This is a genomic window from Herbaspirillum sp. FG34, assembly GCF_057809315.1.
Genome location: NZ_JBMDJS010000001.1, coordinates 187,584 through 206,368, shown reverse-complemented (window position 1 = coordinate 206,368; position 18,785 = coordinate 187,584). Strand labels below are relative to the sequence as shown.

Genomic DNA, 18,785 nt, shown 5'->3' with positions numbered 1-18,785 from the left:
CAGGTCAGGATGGGCCATACTGGCGGCATTGTTTCAACCCACCCCACGCTGGCAAGAGGCAGACATGAATGATTCCTTCAAGGTGGCGGCGATCCAGATGGTCTCCACCCCCGAGCCGCAAGAGAACTTCGATGCGGCTGCGCGGCTGGTGACGCAAGCTGCCCGGCAAGGTGCGCAGCTGGTGCTGCTGCCCGAATACTGGCCCATCATGGGCCGCCACGAGCGCGACAAGCTGGCCCATGCCGAAGCCGATGGCAGCGGCCCCATCCAGGAGCACATGAGCGCCCTGGCGCGCCAGCACCGCTTGTGGCTGGTGGGCGGCACGCTGCCGCTACAGTCGGCGGTTTCCGGCAAGGTGCTCAATACTTCACTGGTCTATGGACCGGATGGCCAGCGGGTGGCGCGTTACGACAAGATTCACCTGTTCAATTTCGTACGAGGTGAAGAAAACTACGACGAAGCCCGCACCATCGAATACGGCAGCGAGGTACGCAGCTTCGAGGCGCCGTTCGGACGGGTCGGGCTGTCAGTGTGCTACGACCTGCGCTTCCCGGAGCTCTACCGCGCCATGGGCGAGTGCGCCCTGATCGTCATGCCCGCCGCCTTCACCTATACCACCGGCCGCGCCCACTGGGAGCTGCTGCTGCGCGCCCGCGCCATCGAGAACCAGTGCTACGTGCTGGCGTCGGCGCAGGGCGGCGAGCACGTCAATGGCCGCCGCACCTGGGGTCACAGCATGCTGGTCGATCCCTGGGGCGAGATCGTCTCGGTTCTCCCCGAGGGGGAGGGGCTTGTGATCGGCGACATTGATCCCCATCGTCTACAATACGTTCGAGAAAGTTTGCCGGCGCTACGCCACCGCAAGCTTTGACCTTTTTGCCTTCCGACAAGACGCTATGAAATTATTTGAACCCAACATGGGCGCCCTGCAAGTGGCGCGCGACGTGCTGCTGACTCCCTTCGGCCTGGACGAATCCAAGCTGCTCAAGGCCCTGGGCAGCATGTTCACGCACAAGGTGGATTACGCCGATCTTTACTTCCAGTTCACCAAGAGCGAAGGCTGGAGCCTGGAAGAGGGCATCGTCAAGACCGGCAGTTTTTCCATCGACCAGGGCGTGGGCGTGCGCGCCGTGTCGGGCGACAAGACCGCGTTTTCGTATTCGGACGAGATTTCCGAGTCGGCCCTGCTGGATGCCGCCGCCGCGACCCGCACCATCGCCCGCCAGGGCAGTGGCAAGATCAAGGTGGCCGGTGCCATGACCCCGGCCGGTGGTCGCGCGCTGTACCTGCCGCATGATCCGCTGACTTCGCTCGATGCCACGGCCAAGGTGCAGTTGCTGGAACGCATCGAGCGCATCGCCCGCGCCAAGGACCCGCGCGTCAAACAGGTCATGGCCAGCCTTTCCGGTGAATACGACGTGGTGCTGGTGGCGCGCGCCGATGGTGTGCTGGCGGCGGATATTCGCCCGCTGGTGCGCGTGTCGGTGACCGTGATCGCTGAACAGAATGGCCGTCGCGAGATGGGCAGCAGCGGTGGCGGTGGGCGTTATGACTACGGCTATTTCTCCGAGACCCTGCTGGAAAAGTATGCCTCCGAAGCGGTGGCCACCGCTCTGGTGAACCTGGATGCGCGCCCGGCCCCGGCTGGCCCGATGACGGTGGTGCTCGGCCCCGGCTGGCCCGGCATCCTGCTGCACGAAGCCATCGGCCACGGTCTGGAAGGTGACTTCAACCGCAAGGGTTCGTCGACATTCTCCGGTCGCATCGGCGAGCGCGTGGCCGCCAAGGGCGTGACCGTGGTGGACGATGGCACCATCGCCGATCGTCGCGGTTCGCTCAACATCGACGATGAAGGCAATCCGACTCAGTGCACCACGCTGATCGAAGACGGCATCCTGAAGGGCTACATCCAGGACACCATGAATGCGCGCCTCATGAAGATGGACGTCACCGGTAACGCCCGCCGCGAATCCTTTGCCCATCTGCCCATGCCGCGCATGACCAATACCTACATGCTGGGCGGCGACAAGGATCCGGGCGAGATCCTGGCCTCGGTCAAGAATGGCCTGTATGCCGTCAACTTCGGTGGTGGTCAGGTGGACATCACCAATGGCAAGTTCGTCTTCTCGGCCAGCGAGGCCTACATGATCGAGGACGGCAAGATCACCTATCCGGTCAAGGGCGCGACCTTGATCGGCAATGGCCCGGATGTGCTCAACCGCGTCTCCATGATCGGCAATGACATGCGCCTGGATTCGGGTGTCGGCGTGTGCGGCAAGGAAGGCCAGAGTGTGCCGGTGGGGGTCGGGCAGCCGACCTTGCGCCTGGATGGCGTGACCGTGGGTGGCACGGCCTGATCGTTCATCGCTGCATCGCTTCTTGTGAAAACCGCCGGTCTCAGCGACCGGCGGTTTTTTTCATGTCGAAGGCGGGAAAATGTCGTCCCGAAGCAGGAAAAACTGACGTGGTCAGATCAAATCTTCACTTTTTTTGCAGGAAAGCTACAGCCGACCGGGTACGCAGTGTTGCGCAAGGCTTGCGTAGTCATTGATTTTTTGTTGTGTAGTTGGCGTTTTGATTGGCAATTTTTGCAACAATTGTTCATTTTGTTCGCTATTAATGATCAAATTTTGCATTTGCGCCGCAACATCTCCTTTTCGTCTTGTTGCTTGCCAAAGCCCGTGATTTGTAGCACTATGAATGCCTGCTTCACTTAACCCATGACGCCAGACATGTCTTTCGCCCGCGCTTACTTTTATTTTTACTTTAGCTATTCCAGCCCCACGGCGGTGAAAAGCGGTAAGCGTTCGTAAAAAGACAAAACCGATTTCCTAAAAAACCGCCAGTGATGGCGGTTTTTTTTTGGTCAATTTCCAGCTGAATCATTGCAGTACACCAGGAGAAAAAAATGCCGCGCACTGACGATCTTCGCATCCGAGAAATGAAAGAACTGGTCCCCCCCTCGCATCTCATCCGCGAATTCGCCTGCACTGAAAAGGTCGAGCGCACCACCGCCGAAGCTCGCACTGCGCTGCATCGCATCCTGCACGGCCAGGACGACCGGCTGATGGTCGTCATCGGCCCCTGCTCCATCCACGACACCAAGGCCGCCATGGAGTATGCGCGTCGCCTGGTGGTGGAGCGTGAGCGTCACAAGAACGAGCTGGAAATCGTCATGCGCGTCTATTTCGAGAAGCCGCGTACCACGGTGGGCTGGAAGGGTTTGATCAATGACCCGTACATGGACAACAGCTTCCGCATCAACGATGGCCTGCGCGCGGCCCGTGAGCTGCTGTTGAACATCAATGATCTGGGCCTGCCGGCCGGTACCGAATTCCTGGACGTGATCAGCCCGCAATACATCGCTGACCTGATCAGCTGGGGCGCTATCGGCGCCCGTACCACCGAGTCGCAGGTGCACCGCGAACTGGCGTCTGGCCTGTCCTGCCCGGTGGGCTTCAAGAATGGTACCGACGGCAACGTCAAGATCGCCGTGGATGCGATCAAGGCCGCGTCGCAGCCGCACCATTTCCTGTCGGTGACCAAGGGCGGCCACTCGGCCATCGTCTCCACCGCTGGCAACGAGGATTGCCACATCATCCTGCGCGGCGGCAAGCAGCCCAACTATGATGCGCCCAGCGTGGAAGCCGCCTGCCAGGACATCGCCAAGAGCGGCCTGGCGGCGCGCCTGATGATCGATGCGTCGCACGCCAACAGCTCCAAGAAGCCGGAAAACCAGATCCCGGTCTGCGCCGACATCGGCCGCCAGGTGGCAGCGGGCGACACCCGCATCGTCGGCGTGATGGTCGAATCGCACCTGGTCGCCGGTCGCCAGGACCTGGTGCCGGGCAAGGAGCTGACTTACGGCCAGTCCATCACCGATGGCTGCATCAACTGGGAAGAAAGCCTGCAAGTGTTGCAGGGCCTGGCAGATTCGGTCAAACAGCGTCGTTTGGTGGGGGATGAACGGGACGCGGCTTGAGGGGTGTTGTTGAAGAGAGATTGATGCGCCGGTGATTGCTGGCGTGAGGTAGTGAACAAAGCCTTGGCGGGAGCCAGGGCTTTGTTGTTTTAGGTCCGGCAAACTTTGTTCATGACGCTATCCGATCAATTGCCGAGAACATAGCTGGCGAGATACAGCAACGCGGTCATCAATATGAGCGTCAGAAGCTTGCCAATTATCTTTTGTGCCGAAATACCGGGACGTGCGGGCAGATGGCTACCTGCCCACAGCGCCGCCCAGATTGTGAGCAGTCCGGCAAAGAAGAAAGAAGAGGATAGGCCGAGTCTTTTCATTTGATTTCCAAAAATGGAATTCTGGCCCTAGGGCAATGCAGTCTCTCGCGCTACGGTCTTGCAGCTTGGCTCCGTATTGATCGCGACGCCTGAGTTTGCATCGAAGTAGAGGCCGTCATAGTGGTCGCCATTGAAGATCAGGGCATAAATCAAACGACGCTTGAACTGGCCTGTGAGACGAAACGTCGGCCATGTACATGCCGGGTCCTTTTCAAACAACTCATCTTGATATCTGGATAGGTAGGAGTCATTCCCCCTGAACAGAACGAGAACATCCCAGTCCTCGAACCGGTAAGGTGAGTTTTGTCGGTTGCTTTCATCGCGCCCCTCGATCTTTGATATTCCGAATGCTACATAGCATTCACCGCAGGCATAACGCCTATCGAAGACTTGTATCGTTACGTCTGGATTTGACAGCGTGAATGGATAAACGCAGATACCTATGGCACCCAATAGAAGTAACGAGGCGCTGATGAAAGTATGTGCCAGATATTTTTTTCGCATCATTTTTCAAGCTCTTTGTCGCTAAGGTCGCCTTGTTTTTCCGTAATAGAGACCAGTTTTCCGTGCTTGAATATCGCTCTTTCACCGAACCTATAGTCTTGCTCTGGCGCGCGTGTTTTTCCTTCACCTTTGATAACCGGAACAGCATTCTCAATATGGCCGATTACGAATGACATTTCTTTTCCTGCTAAGGCTAGTTTTTCTGAAATATCGGCGGCGATGTTGTCGGCATCGGATGGATTTGCCGCTGTTGCACATCCATGTAGTTCGACTCTCGCATTTTCGGAAAACTTCGAAAACTCTATGTCGTCCACCAGTGCGGAACCTTCCACCCATCCCGCTGCATTGAATATCATTCGGGTTCTTGTGCGGTATAGACTGGAGTTGTGTAGGACCCATCTATTTGCTTCATAAGCTTTTTTCCTAATCCACGAGGAGTCCTTCGGCGGTGGGGGATCTGCGGTAGTTAGGTATAGTGCTTGAGGGCCCCCGTGCGTCCATATGTCGAGAGACTGAATGCTTCCAGTCGTTTGCGAATTGATGATGCTGACAATGTCTTTTGCGACATATATCCGCTTTACCACTAAGATAAATTTGCTTTTGTCCTGAGCTTTATAGTCGCGCAGTACGTTGTTTTTTGCGTGCTCGAAGGTGTAATTGTCTGATGGAGTTGCAGCGCCTCCCCATAGTAACAAACGTACTTTGCGGTCGTGCTTCACCGGCACCGTTGAGCCCTTTTCGTGGTTAGTCTTGACCTTTGCTCCCATCATCCCTCCCGCATTTTTGTTTCTGCATCCTCGCCGAACCAGACGCTCAGTTCCTCAGGATGATAGGTCGCGACTCGTTCACATAAGCCGTTGGCATCGGTGTAGCCGCCGTAAGTAGTTCCGTCCGGTGCCTTGATGTAATACGCCAGATCAGGTATCGGCTCGCCGGTCTTGCCATCGATGGCGCGCACTTGTTCATCCGGGCTTTCTTCTGTGAGATGTTCAGGTCCAAATTTTGGTAGCCAGTCGCCTTGGGTTGTTTGATAGAAATTGGACGCGACTGCTTCACCGCTCGCATTGCCCACGCCATCAACCTCATTGAGCGTGGAAAGCAATGGACACCCGGCACTGGTCTTCATCCCATGAATAACCTGAGCCCGTCCATTGGTGAGCGTAGAGCGAGGAAATCCATCAGCAATGATGCAGTCCTGTCGGCAAGCCACCCGAGCCCCCTGAAAGGCATAAGCCCGCCCATGACTGCGGCAAGTCTGGTCACCCTCAATCACCGTCCCGCCGCAGGCGGCTTTATCGCCATAGCGAATCCAGCCGATGATCTTCATTTCAAACCTCCGTTGGAGGCGGGATATTCCCGCAGCTGCGACGAAGTGATGCCAATGGCGCAAGCGCCTTCTCGACGCGGATTGAGTCGGTCTCGGACTGCGAGGTGCAGCGTTTCGGGTTGCGTGTGTTCCATCTTTGCTCCTTCCGTCAGTTGGCAGCTTGCCCAAACAGCCCATCAGCGCTCGCTTCAAGAGACGCCGATATTTTTGGGTGGAAGGAGTGTAGATTTGGCGGCGCGGAAACCCGCTTGCCCTCAAGCAATCAGCTACGTTTTCTCGAATATCATCGAGCTGGCGCCAAAAACAAACGCCGGCAATAGCCGGCGTTTTTTGTGGAATGCGATGCAGGGGATCAGTCGCGGAAGTTGTTGAACTCCAGCGGAATCTCCTTGATCTCCTTGCGCAGCAGCGCCATGGCCGCCTGCAGGTCGTCGCGCTTGGCGCCGGTGATGCGCACGGCGTCGCCCTGGATGCTGGCTTGCACCTTCATCTTGCTGTCCTTGATGACGCGCACGATCTTCTTGGCGTCGTCGCTTTCGATGCCGTTCTTCACCTTGATGACCTGCTTGACCTTGTCGCCGCCGATCTTCTCGATCTTGCCTTCGTCCAGGAAGCGCACATCGACGTTGCGCTTGGTCATCTTGTTGGTCAGCACATCGCGCACCTGGCTCAGCTGGAAGTCCGAGTCGGCAAAGGCGGTCAGCTCGCGCTCCTTCTGCTCGACGCGGGCGTCAGTGCCCTTGAAGTCGAAACGGGTGGAGATTTCCTTGTTGGCCTGGTCCACGGCGTTCTTGACTTCCACCAGGTTGGCTTCGCAGACGGTATCGAATGAGGGCATGGCTTGTTCCTTATGTTCTTGCAGCCGGCGAAGGCCGGCGTCCAAGCCGTGATTTTAACGGACTGGCGCCCCCGCCGCCATCGCCAGGCCGCTGTCAGCGGATTTGCCCCCGCGTGGGCGATATAATCCCACCCCTATGAGCACTTCTTCACTTCCCGTCCAGCACGACATTTCCCTGCGCACCCTCAATACCTTCGGGATCGAGGCACGGGCCCGTGCCTACCTGCCCGTCACGGATGCCCGGACCCTCCATGCGCTGCGCGAGGATAGCGCCCTGATGGCCCTGCCGCGCCTGGTCCTGGGCGGCGGCAGCAACCTGCTGCTGACACAAGACTTCAGCGGACTGGTGCTGCATATGCAGGGTAGGGGCATAGAGATCACCGGCGAGGATGAAAACTTCATCTACGTGCGCGCCGCCGCCGGCGAGAACTGGCACGCCTTCGTCCAGTGGACGCTGCAACAGGGCCTGGGCGGGCTGGAGAATCTTTCACTTATCCCCGGCAGCGTCGGTGCCGCGCCCATCCAGAACATCGGCGCCTACGGCATCGAGATCAAGGACCGTTTCCACAGCCTGCAAGCCTTCGACTTGGTCAGCGGCGAACTGCTCACCCTCGACCATGAAGCCTGCCGCTTCGGCTACCGCGACAGCATCTTCAAGCAGGAACTGCGCGACCGCGCCGTGGTACTGGCAGTGACATTCGCACTGCCCAAGCACTGGCACGCCAATGCCAACTACGCCGACGTTGCCCAGGCCCTGCAGGAGCGCGGCATCACCGAACCCGGTCCGCGTGACATCGCCGATGCCGTCATCGCCATCCGTACCCGCAAGCTGCCCGATCCTGCCAGGATCGGCAACGCCGGCAGCTTCTTCAAGAACCCCATCGTGTCGGCCCGTCTGCGCGATACCTTGCTGGCGCAATACAACAACCTGGTCAGCTATCGCGTCGATGACGATCACTACAAGCTCGCCGCCGGCTGGCTGATCGACCGCTGCGGGTGGAAGGGCAAGAGCATCGGGCGTGCAGGGGTATATGAACAACAGGCACTGGTGCTGGTCAACCGGGGCGGTGCGACCGGGGCGGAGGTAGCCAGGCTGGCCAAGGCGATCCAGGAGGATGTGAAGGAAAAGTTCGGCGTCCAGCTGGAGCCGGAACCGGTCTTCATCTGAGCGCACTCCTGTGTGAAGACGTAAAAAAGCCGTCCGGTATCGCTACCGGACGGCTTTTTCATTCAGGCTCGGGATGTATCAGCCGAAGTGGCAGACGTAATCCAGGGTCTCGGTCACTTCGATGTCGAAGCTGGAGTTGCCCGGTACGCTGAAGGTGGTGCCGGCAGCGTAGGTATTCCAGGCTTCTTCGCCCTTCAGACGCACGCGGCAGCTGCCGCCGTTGATTTCCATGATTTCCGGTGCGCCGGTGCTGAAGTTCAGCGTCGAGGGCAGGATCACGCCCAGGGTCTTCTTGCTGCCATCGGCCAGCAGCACGGTGTGCGAGACACACTTGCCGTCGAAGTAGACGTTGCCCTTTTTCAGGACGGTGACGTTGTCGAATTGAGTGCTCATCGAATCGCTTCCATTAAACGGTAAAGGTGAATCCAGCGGGAATTACTTTTCGTCCTTGCCCAGCAGCGGCAGCGACACGGCAGTGCTGGAATCGAGCAGACCGGTGTTCTGGTAGATCGACAGCTTCTGGCGGGTGTCGGCGATGTCCAGGTTGCGCATGGTCAACTGGCCGATGCGGTCGATGGCCGAGAAGCTGCCTTCGCCCTTTTCCATGGTCAGGCGTTCCGGGTGGTAGGTCAGGTTGGGCGACTCGGTGTTGAGGATCGAGTAGTCATTGCCGCGACGCAGTTCCACCGTGACTTCGCCGGTGATGGCGCGCGCCACCCAGCGCTGGGCGGTCTCGCGCAGCATGATGGCTTGCGAATCGAACCAGCGGCCTTGATACAGCAGGCGGCCCAGCTTGCGGCCGTTGTCGCGGTACTGTTCGATGGTGTCTTCGTTGTGGATGCCGGTGACCAGGCGCTCGTAGGCGATGAACAGCAGGGCCAGGCCCGGGGCTTCGTAGATGCCGCGGCTCTTGGCTTCGATGATGCGGTTCTCGATCTGGTCGCTCATGCCCAGGCCATGGCGGCCACCGATGCGGTTGGCTTCCAGGATCAGCTCGGTCATGCTGGCGAAGGTCTTGCCGTTCAACGCCACCGGACGGCCTTCTTCGAAGCGCACGGTGACCGTCTCGGCCTTGACTTCCACGTCATCGCGCCAGAACGCCACGCCCATGATGGGCTGCACGATCTTGATGCCGCTGTTGAGGAATTCCAGGTCCTTGGCTTCGTGGGTCGCGCCCAGCATGTTGGAATCGGTCGAGTAGGCCTTTTCCACCGACATCTTGTAGTCGAAGCCGGACTTGATCATGAACTCGGACATTTCCTTGCGGCCGCCCAGTTCGTCGATGAAGGTGCTGTCCAGCCAGGGCTTGTAGATCTTCAGGTTGGGGTTCACCAGCAGGCCGTAGCGATAGAAGCGCTCGATGTCGTTGCCCTTGTAGGTGCTGCCATCGCCCCAGATGTCGACGTTGTCTTCACGCATGGCCGACACCAGCATGGTGCCGGTCACGGCGCGGCCCAGCGGGGTGGTGTTGAAGTAGGTGATGCCGGCGGTGGAGATGTGGAAGGCACCGCTTTGCAGGGCGGCAATGCCTTCGTTGGCCAGCTGTTCGCGGCAGTCGATCAGGCGCGCCAGTTCGGCACCGTATTGCATGGCCTTCTTGGGGATGGCGTCATAGTCCGGCTCATCCGGCTGGCCCAGGTTGGCGGTGTAGGCGTAGGGGATGGCGCCCTTCTGGCGCATCCAGGTCAGTGCGGCGCTGGTATCGAGGCCGCCGGAGAAGGCGATGCCGACTTTTTGATTGACCGGGACGGATTGCAGGATGTTGGACATGATCTTGACGTTGCGATGATTGAAGTGTTGAGCGTGATTCTTGCAGTAGGGGGCAGGCGGCTTAATCGAAGCGGCCGTGCACCAGGTATTCGAGCAGGGCCTTCTGCACGTGCAGGCGGTTTTCCGCCTCGTCCCAGACCACCGATTGCGGGCCGTCGATCACTTCGGCGGCCACTTCCTCGCCACGGTGCGCGGGCAGGCAGTGCATGAAGAGCGCATCCTTCTTGGCGCGCGCCATCTTGGCCTGGTCCACGATCCAGCCATCGAAGGCCTTCAGGCGGGCATTGTTCTCGGCCTCGTAGCCCATGCTGGTCCACACGTCGGTGGTGACCAGGTCGGCATCCTGGCAGGCATCGGCCGGATCGGCGAAGAAGCTGTAGTGCTTGTTGCCCGGCGAGACCTGGGCCGGATCGATGTCGTAACCCTTGGGGGTGGAGACGTTGACATGGAAGCCAAACACCTCGGCTGCCTGCAGCCACGAATAGAGCATGTTGTTGGCGTCACCAACCCAGGCCACGATCTTGCCCTGGATGCTGCCGCGATGCTCGATGTAGGTGAACACATCGGCCAGCACCTGGCAGGGATGCTGCTCGTTGGTCAGGCCGTTGATGACAGGTACGCGCGAATGGGCGGCAAAGCGCTCGATGATTTCCTGGCCGTAGGTGCGGATCATGATGACGTCGCACATGCGTGACATCACTTGTGCCGCATCTTCCACCGGTTCGCCACGGCCAAGCTGGCTGTCGCGGGTGTTGAGGTAGATTGCCGCGCCGCCCATCTGGTGCATGCCAGCCTCAAACGAGAGGCGGGTACGGGTTGAGTTCTTTTCGAACACCATCACCAGGGTACGATCGGCCAGCGTGTGATGGGGCTCGTAATTCTTGAACTTACGTTTGATCACACGGGAACGTTCGATCACGTATTCGTATTCATCAAGCGTAAAGTCGGAAAACTGAAGGTAGTGTTTGATTGCCATAAATAAAAACGGCGGCCAGTGTGGCGCCTGCCGCCGATAGTCGTTAACTCCTTAGATTATAAGGGATTCGGCTCAAAAAGATACCCGCAGTACTTGCCTGAAAGAAACTCCTCGGCATCGGCCTTTTTGCGTCAAAGGTGAAGATCCGCGCACACCACCGCGTGGGCGCCTCGAATTCCTTCTATCCACGTGAAGAAACTTTTCGAAAACCGCATCCAGCTTTTTCGAGGAATGCTCACTAAGTGCGAGCGATCGGCCAAAGTCTCGTTATAAATGAGAATTATTACTATTTAGATGGCTAGAATCCGCAGCTTTCCATCGCCTGAAAGGAATAGCTGTCATGTCGCACACGTCTTCTTTGCCGAGTCGCCTGCGGGGTTTGCAGCGGTCTTGCTGCTCTTCCCTTGCTTCACCGCCGAAGCTGCGCACCTTGTCGGCGGCTCTGGTGGCCGCCTTGTTCGCGTTTCCCATACCTTCTTATGCCGCTGATGCGGCAGAAGAAGGCGAGGGGAGCGACGCCGCCCCCCTGCCTGCGATCGAGGTGCGCGGCCAGCGCAGCGTGCAGGATCCGCGTCCTGGTCCCTTGGAGAGCGCTACCCGCACCGCCACCGATGTGCGCGAAGTGCCGCAGACGGTGCAGGCGGTCGATGCTGCCCAAGTCCGGGCTTACGGTGGTCGTGGGCTGGCGGCCGCCTTGGTCGGGGTGCCGGGTGTGTCCAATGTCTCCGATACGCGCTTCGATGCCTTCCGGCTGCGGGGCTTTTCCAATGCGGGCGACACGCTTCTGGACGGCATGCGCGACGATGCGCAATACGTGCGCAGTCTGGGCAACATCGAGCGCATCGAGATCCTCAAGGGCCCGGCCGCCGTCCTTTACGGGCGCGGCAGTGGCGGCGGCGTGATCAACCGCATCAGCAAGCAGCCCACACGGGAAGACTTTGGCCTGGTGTCGGCCACCTGGGGCAGTCGCGGCCAGCTGGGCGCGGCGGTGGACTGGAATCGTCCGCTGGGAGCGCAATGGGCGCTGCGCATCAATGCCGGGCGTGAGCACGAGACGCACTTCCGCCATGAGGTGCGGGGCACGCGCCAATACTTCGCGCCCGCGCTGAAATGGGAGTCCGGCCCTGACAGCTGGCTGCTGCAAGCCGACTACGACGAATACGACCGCATCCCCGATCGCGGCGTACCGGCGCGGGTGACGGCAGTCACGCGCAATGGTACGGCCCGTGCCTATACCTTGCCGGTGGCGTCCGATCGCACCTTCTTCGGTGCGGCCGGACGCGACTTCATTCGTGATACCAGCCTGAACCTGCGCTCCACCCTGATACGCGCCATCGCGCCCGACTGGAGCCTGCGCCAGAAGGTGAGCGTGTTCGATCTCAACAGCGACTTTGACAATACCTTCACCAGCCAACCCTTTGTGAGCGCGGGGCCCGATCTGGGGCGCGTGCAGCGCAGCCGCTTTCAGCAGAACCTGCAGCAGCGCAATGTACAGGTCAATCTGGAAGTGCTGGGCAAGCTCGCCACGGGCGCAGTGCAGCACCAGTTGCTGGCCGGTGCCGAGTACGGCTGGCAAAAGCGCGAGCCCAGGCTGTGGATGGGCTCGGCGCGCCCGGTCTCCCTGACCGACCCGGACCAGCACGACAACGCAGGTTCGCTGCCGCAGCCCTGGCAGATGAACTATCACAAGGTGAAGACGACCGGTTTCTATGCGCAAGACCAGATCGACCTGGGCGCGCGCGTGAAGGGGCTGGTGGGCTTGCGTTGGGATCACTTCGAGGTGGATTCGCGCAGCCGCCTGCTCAAGCTGCGCAGCGAGCGCTCCAGTCATGCACTGAGCCCGCGCATCGGTGCGGTGTGGGAGGCACTGCCCGAGCATCATTTCTACGCTTCCTGGAGCAAGAACTACGCACCGGTCGGCGGCGACGTGATCGGTCTGTCTCCGGGCGCCAAGGGCAATGGCAACGACCTCGGTCCGCAATTCAGCCGCCAGCTCGAAGCCGGCGTCAAGAGCGACTGGCTCCAGCGCAAAATCAGCACCACGCTGGCCTGGTTCGAACTGGAACTCTACAACCGCATCGTGCGCGATCCGGTACAGCCCGACGTATTCAGCCAGACCGGGCTGGAACGCAATCGCGGCATTGAGTTCAGCGTGGCCGGAGAGCTGGCGCGCCACTGGTTCGTGCGCGGTGGCTGGACCCGGCAGAATTCACGCGTCGTCAGGGCCGAGACGCAACTGGCGGGCAAACGCCCGTCAGGGGTGTCGGCGCTCAACGGCAGCCTGTTCGTCGCCTATGCGCCTCCCCAGGGCTGGTTCGGCGAGACCGGCTTAGTCTATGAGGGCGCGCGCTTTGCCGATCGCGAGAACCTGCTCGAACTGCCTGGCTACGCCCGCTGGGACGCCATGCTGGGCTATCGCCTGGCACGGGCCGACTATACGCTGGCGATCACCAACCTGAGCAACCGCCGCTACTATGCCAGCGCCACCGGTGTGTCGCAGATCGCGCCGGGCGCACCGCGTGCGCTGGTCTTCACGGCGGCCTACAAGTTCTGAGCGGCAGCAGGATCAGTACAAGGTCTGCGAAGACTCATGCACCAGCTGCGCATACAGCTGGTGCCGCATGCCCGCAATCTCGCCGGCCTGCACCGCCTCCAGCACCGCGCAGCCCGGCTCGTTGAGATGGTGGCAGTTGTAGAAACGGCACTTGCCCAGATACGGCGTGAAGTCGCGGAAGGCGCGTTCCAGCATGCCTTCAGACAGCTGGTACAGCCCGAACTCCTGGAAGCCCGGCGAATCGATGATGCTGGCTTGCTGCTCCATCTGGTATAGCCGGGTGAAGGTAGTGGTGTGCTTGCCGGTATCGAGCGCGGCCGAAATCTCGCGGGTGGCGATATCGGCGTCCGGCACGATCAGGTTGATGATGGAGGACTTGCCCATGCCCGACTGGCCGATCAGGATGGTGCTCTTGCCGGCCAGCAGCGGCATGAAGGCCGCGCGGGTTTCTTCCGGCTGCGCCTTGGCCGAGACTTCGTGCACCGGATAGCCCAGCCGCGCGTAGACCTGCAGGCGCTCGCGCGTCCTCGGCAGCGCTTCGGTGATATCGGTCTTGTTCAGGATCAGGTGCGCCGCCACGCCAGCTGATTCGGCGGCCACCAGCGAACGCGAGACCAGATCATCCGAAAAACTCGGTTCGGTCGCCACCACGATGAAGAGTTGATCCACGTTGGCCGCCAGCAGCTTGGACTTGTACTGGTCCGAGCGATAGAGCAGGGTGCGACGCTCGTCGATGCTCTCCACCACGCCCTGGTCGGCAGAGGTGCGCGCCAGACGAATATGATCGCCCACGGCCACGTCGCTCTTCTTGCCGCGGGTGACACAATTGAGTTTCTGTTCACCTGCCTGCACCAGGTAGTGACGTCCATGGGCGGCAATGACCAGCCCCGGTTCCAGCTCGGCCTTGCCCGTTGCCGATCCCGCCCGTGCGCTGCGCGCACCTTGCTTGCGGACTCCCATCAGGCCGGTGCACGCTGGGCGAAGATGGCGTCGACCTTGGCCGCGCAGATGAAGTCATTGGCCGACAGACCGCCACGGCCTTGATTGACGCTGTGGGTGTCGAACTTCACGCTGCAACGGTTGTAGGTGACGACCAGTTCCGGATGATGGTCGTCCGCGTGAATGATCCAGGCGATTGCATTGACGAAGGCCAGGGTCTCGTAATAGTTGCCGAAGGCAAAGCTGCGCGCCAGCTTGCCGCCCTCGATCTTCCACTCGGGCAGGGCGGCCAGGTGGCTGGCGATGGCGGCCTCATCCAGTGCCTCGATGGGCTGGATGCAGCGGGAAGCGGCGAGGGTGCTTGCGGTGATGCTCATGGGGTTCTCCTGCGGCGGGCAATGTCATTCATGACGCCCGCCTTGAATACGATGAAAAATTTAGTGATTGCCGCCGGCTGCAGCCATCGCGCCATGCAGATGCTGGATGCGCAGTGACGCCGGCGGATGCGAATCATAGAAGGCCGAGTGCAGCGGATCGGGCGTGAGGGTCGAGGCATTGTCTTCATACAGCTTGACCAGCGCCGAGACCAGGTCCTGTGCATTGGTGTGCTGCGCGGCGAAGGCATCGGCCTCGAACTCGTGCTTGCGCGAGGACAGCGACGACAGCGGCGAGAACAGGAAAGTGAAGATAGGCAGCACCAGCATGAACAGGATCAGCGCCATGGCATCGTTACTGCCCAGCAGCATCGGCTCCACGCCCAGGCCGGTGTAGAACCAGGCCTGGCCCTTCAGATAGCCCAGCAGCGCCAGGAAGGCCAGCGACAGGCCGAACATCACCACCACGCGCTTGACGATGTGCTTGAGCTTGAAGTGACCCAGTTCATGGGCCAGCACCGCTTCGATCTCATGCGGGGCCAGGCGCGCCAGCAGGGTATCGAAGAAGACGATGCGCTTGCCCGAACCGAAGCCCGAGAAGTAGGCATTGCCATGCGCGCTGCGCTTGGAACCATCCATCACGAACAGGCCCTTGGAGGCGAAACCGACGCGCTGCATCAGGCCCTCGATGCGGCTGCGCAGGCTGTCATCCTCCAGCGCGGTAAATTTGTTGAACAGCGGCGCGATGAAGCTGGGGTAGATCACCAGCATCAGCAGCTGGAAAGCGCACAGCACGATCCAGGTATAAAACCACCACAACGCGCCGGCCTTCTCCATCAACACCAGCACCACCCACAGCAGCGTCAGGCCGATCACGGCGCCCAGCAGGGTTTGCTTGATCATGTCGCTGAAGAACAGGCCAGGGGTCATCTTGTTGAAGCCGAAACCGGCCTCCAGCCTGAACTGGCGGTAGTAGTCGAAGGGCAGGTCCACTGCGCCCGAAATGAGTCCGAAGCCGGCCACCAGCGCAATCTGGTACAGCATGCCCGGCCCCCCGGTCCAGCCCAGCAGCAGGCTGGAGAGCCATTGCAGCCCGCCCAGCAGGGTGAAGCCGATCAGGACCGCGGCATTGACCAGCAGCGTCACCAGACCGAACTTGGTGCGCGCAACCGTGTAGTCGGCCGCCTTCTGGTGGGCCGATAGCGGGATCTTTTCCGCGAACTCGGAGGGCACGGCGGCGCGATGGGCGATGACATGGCGAATGTGGCGCGAGGCCAGCCAGAAACGCACGCCCAGGCTGATGGCCAGGAATACGACGAACAAAACCGAAAACGAAAGTGAAGACATGCTGTCCCTGTGCGAAAATGGCGGAAGTTCGAGGCCCAGGCCCGCGATCTGCCCCAGCCGACGCCGGTGGCAGGCTTGCGCGCCGTGCCGTCCGGTCCGATCCGGGCGAGCGAACCCAGCAATGAACCCTGCAGTAGATGGGGCCAGACCCCATCCCGTCAATAAGGAAGAATTATGTCACAAGCCCCCGCCGCGCCTGTCCGGCCCAATGAAATGAACCTGGTCTGGGTCGATATGGAAATGACCGGCCTGGATCCGGACAAGGATCGCATCATCGAAGTGGCCGTGGTGGTTACCGATGCCGAACTGAACGTGCTGGGCGAAGGCCCGGTCCTGGCCATCCACCAGTCCGACGAACTGCTGGACGGCATGGACGCCTGGAACAAGGGTACCCACGGCCGTTCCGGCCTGATCGACCGCGTCAAGGCCTCCACCGTCACCGAAGCCGACGCCGAACAGCAGATCATCGCCTTCCTGAAGCAATACGTCCCGGCCGGCAAGTCGCCCATGTGCGGCAATTCCATCTGCCAGGATCGCCGCTTCATGGTGCGCGGCATGCCCAAGCTGGAAGAATTCTTCCATTATCGCAACCTGGATGTGTCGACCCTGAAGGAACTCTGCAAGCGCTGGAAGCCCGAAATCGCCACCGGTTTCAAGAAGCGCCAGATGCACACCGCCCTGGCCGATATCCTCGAATCCATCGAAGAACTGAAGTACTACCGCGAGCACTTCATCAAGGAATGATGCAAGGTGGCAGGGTGGCAGGGCGGTTGGCAGAAAAAACCGTCCTGTATGAAGAAACAAGGCGCGCCCGGTATCTGGCGCGCCTTTTTCATGGGGGTGGGTGAATCATTCTTCCGAATCTGCCCCGCAGCATTTCTTGTACTTCTTGCCGCTGCCGCAGGGGCAGGCATCGTTGCGACCGGTCTTGGGCGCATCGCGCTGCACCTGTTCCACCGCCGACTTGCGTTTGGGCGCCCAGTAGCGGTGGATGTGCGGGATGGCAGCTTCGATCTCGATGGCCAGCTTGTGGGTCTTGACCGGGTCGTCGATGAGTCTGGTTTCTTCCTCTTCCAGCTCTTCTGATCCGAGCAGGTAGATCGGACGCATCAGCGGCGCCAGGTTGGAGTGGAAGATTTCATCCCACTGCGCCGCGCGCAACTGGATACCTTCCCAGAAGCCCCAGGCCCAGGCTTCGGCATCCAGCAGCGGTTTGCCTTCGTGCTCGCGCTCGCAGAAGAGCGGTTCATATTCCTTGGGCGCGACCTCGAAGGTGATGGCGATTTCGTTCATGGTGCGCGCGATCAGACTGGTGATGCGCTCGGCTTCCTTGCCATTCTTGAACTTGGGAGTGTCTTCGGGACGGCTGCCCCAGACGCGCGGCAGCCATTCGGCCATCAGCACTTCCTGCGGACCGATGGCCAGCGCCGTCAGGTAACCGTGCAGGGTGTCCATGGTCATCACATCGTCGGCGCAGCGATCGGAGAGGAGAAAATCGTCGAGTTCGTCGAATTCGGCGTCGGAAAGGGGCTGGTCAAGCTGCATGATGGTTCCAGTGACAGATGCTAAAGGCAGGAGTGTAAAGGCATTGCGCCGGGGGCGCGAGTGTTGTCGGTTGGCACCCGGCATTCTGATGCGGCGCCCACGCCTGCGGACAGTACAATAGACGGATGAATCCCGCCGCCCCCGCTCCCGATCTGCCCGACGCCACTTCCTTCGCCACGCTCTCGCCCGATACGGTGCTCGATGCCCTCGATGCGCTGGGCCTGTATGGCGACGGTCGCCTGCTGGCCCTGAACAGCTATGAAAACCGCGTCTACCAGGTCGGCATGGAGGACGGCCCGCCGCTGGTGGCCAAGTTTTACCGTCCCTTGCGCTGGAGTGAGGAGCAGATCCTCGAAGAACACGCATTTTCGCAGGAGTTGGCCGACGAAGAGGTGCCGGTGGTGCCCGCCATGCGTCTGGACAACGGCGCTACCCTGCATCGCCATGCCGGTTTCCGCTTCGCCGTTTTCCGCCGCCATGGGGGCCGCGCGCCCGAGCTGGACGACGCCGATACCCTGGAGCGCCTGGGGCGCTTCATTGGCCGCATCCATGCGGTCGGCCTGCGCAGTCCTTTCGCTGCCCGCCCCGCGCTGGATATCACCAGCTTCGGCGAAGAACCGCGCGACTGGCTGCTGGCGCATGATTTCATCCCGATGGATGTGGCCACCGCCTGGCGCACCACGGTCCAGCAGGCACTGGACGGCGTGCGTCGCTGCTACGACCGGGCCGGGGCGATCCGCACGCTGCGCCTGCATGGGGATTGCCATGTCGGTAACGTGTTGTGGACCGACGCCGGCCCGCACTTCGTCGATTTCGATGACAGCCGCAGTGGTCCTGCCGTGCAGGACCTGTGGATGCTGCTCTCGGGGGAGCGCCGCGAGATGGTCGGCCAGCTGGCCGACCTGTTGGCGGGATATGAAAGTTTCTGCGAATTCGAGCCGCGCGAGCTGTATCTGATCGAAGCCCTGCGCACCCTGCGCCTGATCCATTATTCCGCCTGGCTGGCGCGGCGCTGGGATGATCCGGCCTTCCCGGTAGCCTTTCCCTGGTTCAATACCCAACGATACTGGCAGGACCGCATCCTGGAGCTGCGCGAACAGATCGCGCTGATGGATGAGCCGCCGCTGTGGCCGGTCTGATCTGGCCG

General features: G+C 60.7%; 19 protein-coding genes. 7 read left to right on the top strand and 12 right to left on the bottom strand.

All coding sequences use genetic code 11. The features are described from left to right. Positions 1–64: 64 nt before the first annotated feature. The 3 genes from ACODSZ_RS00920 (at position 65) to aroG (ending at position 3,982) form a co-directional block, all read left to right on the top strand. Positions 65–871, top strand: a complete 807-nt coding sequence (locus ACODSZ_RS00920) for a carbon-nitrogen hydrolase family protein (RefSeq protein ID WP_488926841.1) — start codon at positions 65–67, stop codon at positions 869–871. A 25-nt stretch (positions 872–896) separates the two neighbouring features. Beyond that, positions 897–2,357 (top strand): metalloprotease TldD, encoded by a 1,461-nt coding sequence (gene tldD, locus ACODSZ_RS00915; protein ID WP_175343110.1) that lies wholly within the window; start codon positions 897–899, stop codon positions 2,355–2,357. 551 nt (positions 2,358–2,908) lie between these two features. After that, positions 2,909–3,982 (top strand): 3-deoxy-7-phosphoheptulonate synthase AroG, encoded by a 1,074-nt coding sequence (gene aroG, locus ACODSZ_RS00910; protein WP_008326955.1) that lies wholly within the window; start codon positions 2,909–2,911, stop codon positions 3,980–3,982. A gap of 125 nt (positions 3,983–4,107) precedes the next feature. Here the strand turns inward: aroG and ACODSZ_RS00905 are convergent, their stop codons facing one another. From ACODSZ_RS00905 to ACODSZ_RS00885, 5 genes are all read right to left on the bottom strand, one after another. Then, positions 4,108–4,296, bottom strand: coding sequence for a hypothetical protein (locus ACODSZ_RS00905; protein ID WP_488926840.1), 189 nt, complete (start codon positions 4,294–4,296; stop codon positions 4,108–4,110). Between the two features lie 27 nt (positions 4,297–4,323). After that, positions 4,324–4,803 carry a hypothetical protein gene (locus ACODSZ_RS00900; protein WP_217509823.1) on the bottom strand — a complete coding sequence of 160 codons (480 nt, stop codon included), beginning with the start codon at positions 4,801–4,803 and terminating at the stop codon, positions 4,324–4,326. Continuing rightward, positions 4,800–5,567 (bottom strand): hypothetical protein, encoded by a 768-nt coding sequence (locus ACODSZ_RS00895; protein ID WP_249776953.1) that lies wholly within the window; start codon positions 5,565–5,567, stop codon positions 4,800–4,802. Before ACODSZ_RS00895 ends, ACODSZ_RS00900 begins: the two co-directional genes overlap by 4 nt. Beyond that, complete coding sequence (locus ACODSZ_RS00890) at positions 5,567–6,127, bottom strand: PAAR domain-containing protein (protein ID WP_175343107.1); 561 nt, start codon at positions 6,125–6,127, stop codon at positions 5,567–5,569. Before ACODSZ_RS00890 ends, ACODSZ_RS00895 begins: the two co-directional genes overlap by 1 nt. A 352-nt stretch (positions 6,128–6,479) precedes the next feature. Then, positions 6,480–6,965, bottom strand: a complete 486-nt coding sequence (locus tag ACODSZ_RS00885; protein WP_034333613.1) for a YajQ family cyclic di-GMP-binding protein — start codon at positions 6,963–6,965, stop codon at positions 6,480–6,482. Between the two features lie 136 nt (positions 6,966–7,101). Here ACODSZ_RS00885 and murB point away from each other — a divergent pair, with 136 nt between their 5' ends. Beyond that, positions 7,102–8,133, top strand: a complete 1,032-nt coding sequence (gene murB, locus ACODSZ_RS00880) for a UDP-N-acetylmuramate dehydrogenase (RefSeq protein WP_488926839.1) — start codon at positions 7,102–7,104, stop codon at positions 8,131–8,133. 78 nt (positions 8,134–8,211) lie between these two features. Here the strand turns inward: murB and ppnP are convergent, their stop codons facing one another. The 3 genes from ppnP to argF form a co-directional block, all read right to left on the bottom strand. Beyond that, a complete protein-coding gene (gene ppnP / locus ACODSZ_RS00875; RefSeq protein ID WP_145606412.1) occupies positions 8,212–8,526 on the bottom strand; it encodes a pyrimidine/purine nucleoside phosphorylase in 315 nt (104 codons plus the stop codon). A 42-nt stretch (positions 8,527–8,568) separates the two neighbouring features. Next, the gene (gene argG, locus ACODSZ_RS00870) at positions 8,569–9,903 is read right to left on the bottom strand and encodes an argininosuccinate synthase (protein ID WP_008326964.1); all 1,335 of its coding nucleotides are present in this window, start codon (positions 9,901–9,903) and stop codon (positions 8,569–8,571) included. Positions 9,904–9,964: 61 nt separating this feature from the next. Beyond that, positions 9,965–10,879 carry an ornithine carbamoyltransferase gene (argF, locus tag ACODSZ_RS00865; protein ID WP_175343106.1) on the bottom strand — a complete coding sequence of 305 codons (915 nt, stop codon included), beginning with the start codon at positions 10,877–10,879 and terminating at the stop codon, positions 9,965–9,967. Positions 10,880–11,324: 445 nt separating this feature from the next. Between argF and ACODSZ_RS00860 the strand changes: the two genes are divergently transcribed. Beyond that, entirely contained in the window at positions 11,325–13,433 is a 2,109-nt protein-coding gene (locus ACODSZ_RS00860; RefSeq protein ID WP_488926935.1) for a TonB-dependent receptor, read from the top strand. A 12-nt stretch (positions 13,434–13,445) separates the two neighbouring features. Here the strand turns inward: ACODSZ_RS00860 and rsgA are convergent, their stop codons facing one another. The 3 genes from rsgA to ACODSZ_RS00845 are packed head-to-tail and all read right to left on the bottom strand — an operon-like array spanning position 13,446 to position 16,093. After that, positions 13,446–14,393: a ribosome small subunit-dependent GTPase A gene (gene rsgA, locus ACODSZ_RS00855; protein ID WP_175343105.1), complete on the bottom strand. Its 948-nt coding sequence runs from the start codon at positions 14,391–14,393 to the stop codon at positions 13,446–13,448. Next, entirely contained in the window at positions 14,393–14,749 is a 357-nt protein-coding gene (locus ACODSZ_RS00850) for a 4a-hydroxytetrahydrobiopterin dehydratase (RefSeq protein WP_175343104.1), read from the bottom strand. Before ACODSZ_RS00850 ends, rsgA begins: the two co-directional genes overlap by 1 nt. Before the next feature lie 60 nt (positions 14,750–14,809). Then, complete coding sequence (locus tag ACODSZ_RS00845; RefSeq protein ID WP_488926838.1) at positions 14,810–16,093, bottom strand: M48 family metallopeptidase; 1,284 nt, start codon at positions 16,091–16,093, stop codon at positions 14,810–14,812. A 174-nt stretch (positions 16,094–16,267) separates the two neighbouring features. Between ACODSZ_RS00845 and orn the strand changes: the two genes are divergently transcribed. Beyond that, on the top strand, positions 16,268–16,837 hold the full coding sequence (orn, locus tag ACODSZ_RS00840; RefSeq protein ID WP_008326970.1) for an oligoribonuclease: 570 nt from the start codon (positions 16,268–16,270) through the stop codon (positions 16,835–16,837). A 105-nt stretch (positions 16,838–16,942) separates the two neighbouring features. On the opposite strand, the gene ACODSZ_RS00835 is transcribed toward orn, so the two are convergent. Then, entirely contained in the window at positions 16,943–17,638 is a 696-nt protein-coding gene (locus ACODSZ_RS00835; RefSeq protein ID WP_175343102.1) for a UPF0149 family protein, read from the bottom strand. Positions 17,639–17,763: 125 nt separating this feature from the next. Between ACODSZ_RS00835 and ACODSZ_RS00830 the strand changes: the two genes are divergently transcribed. After that, positions 17,764–18,777 carry a serine/threonine protein kinase gene (locus tag ACODSZ_RS00830; protein ID WP_175343101.1) on the top strand — a complete coding sequence of 338 codons (1,014 nt, stop codon included), beginning with the start codon at positions 17,764–17,766 and terminating at the stop codon, positions 18,775–18,777. The last annotated feature ends 8 nt before the right edge of the window (positions 18,778–18,785 follow it).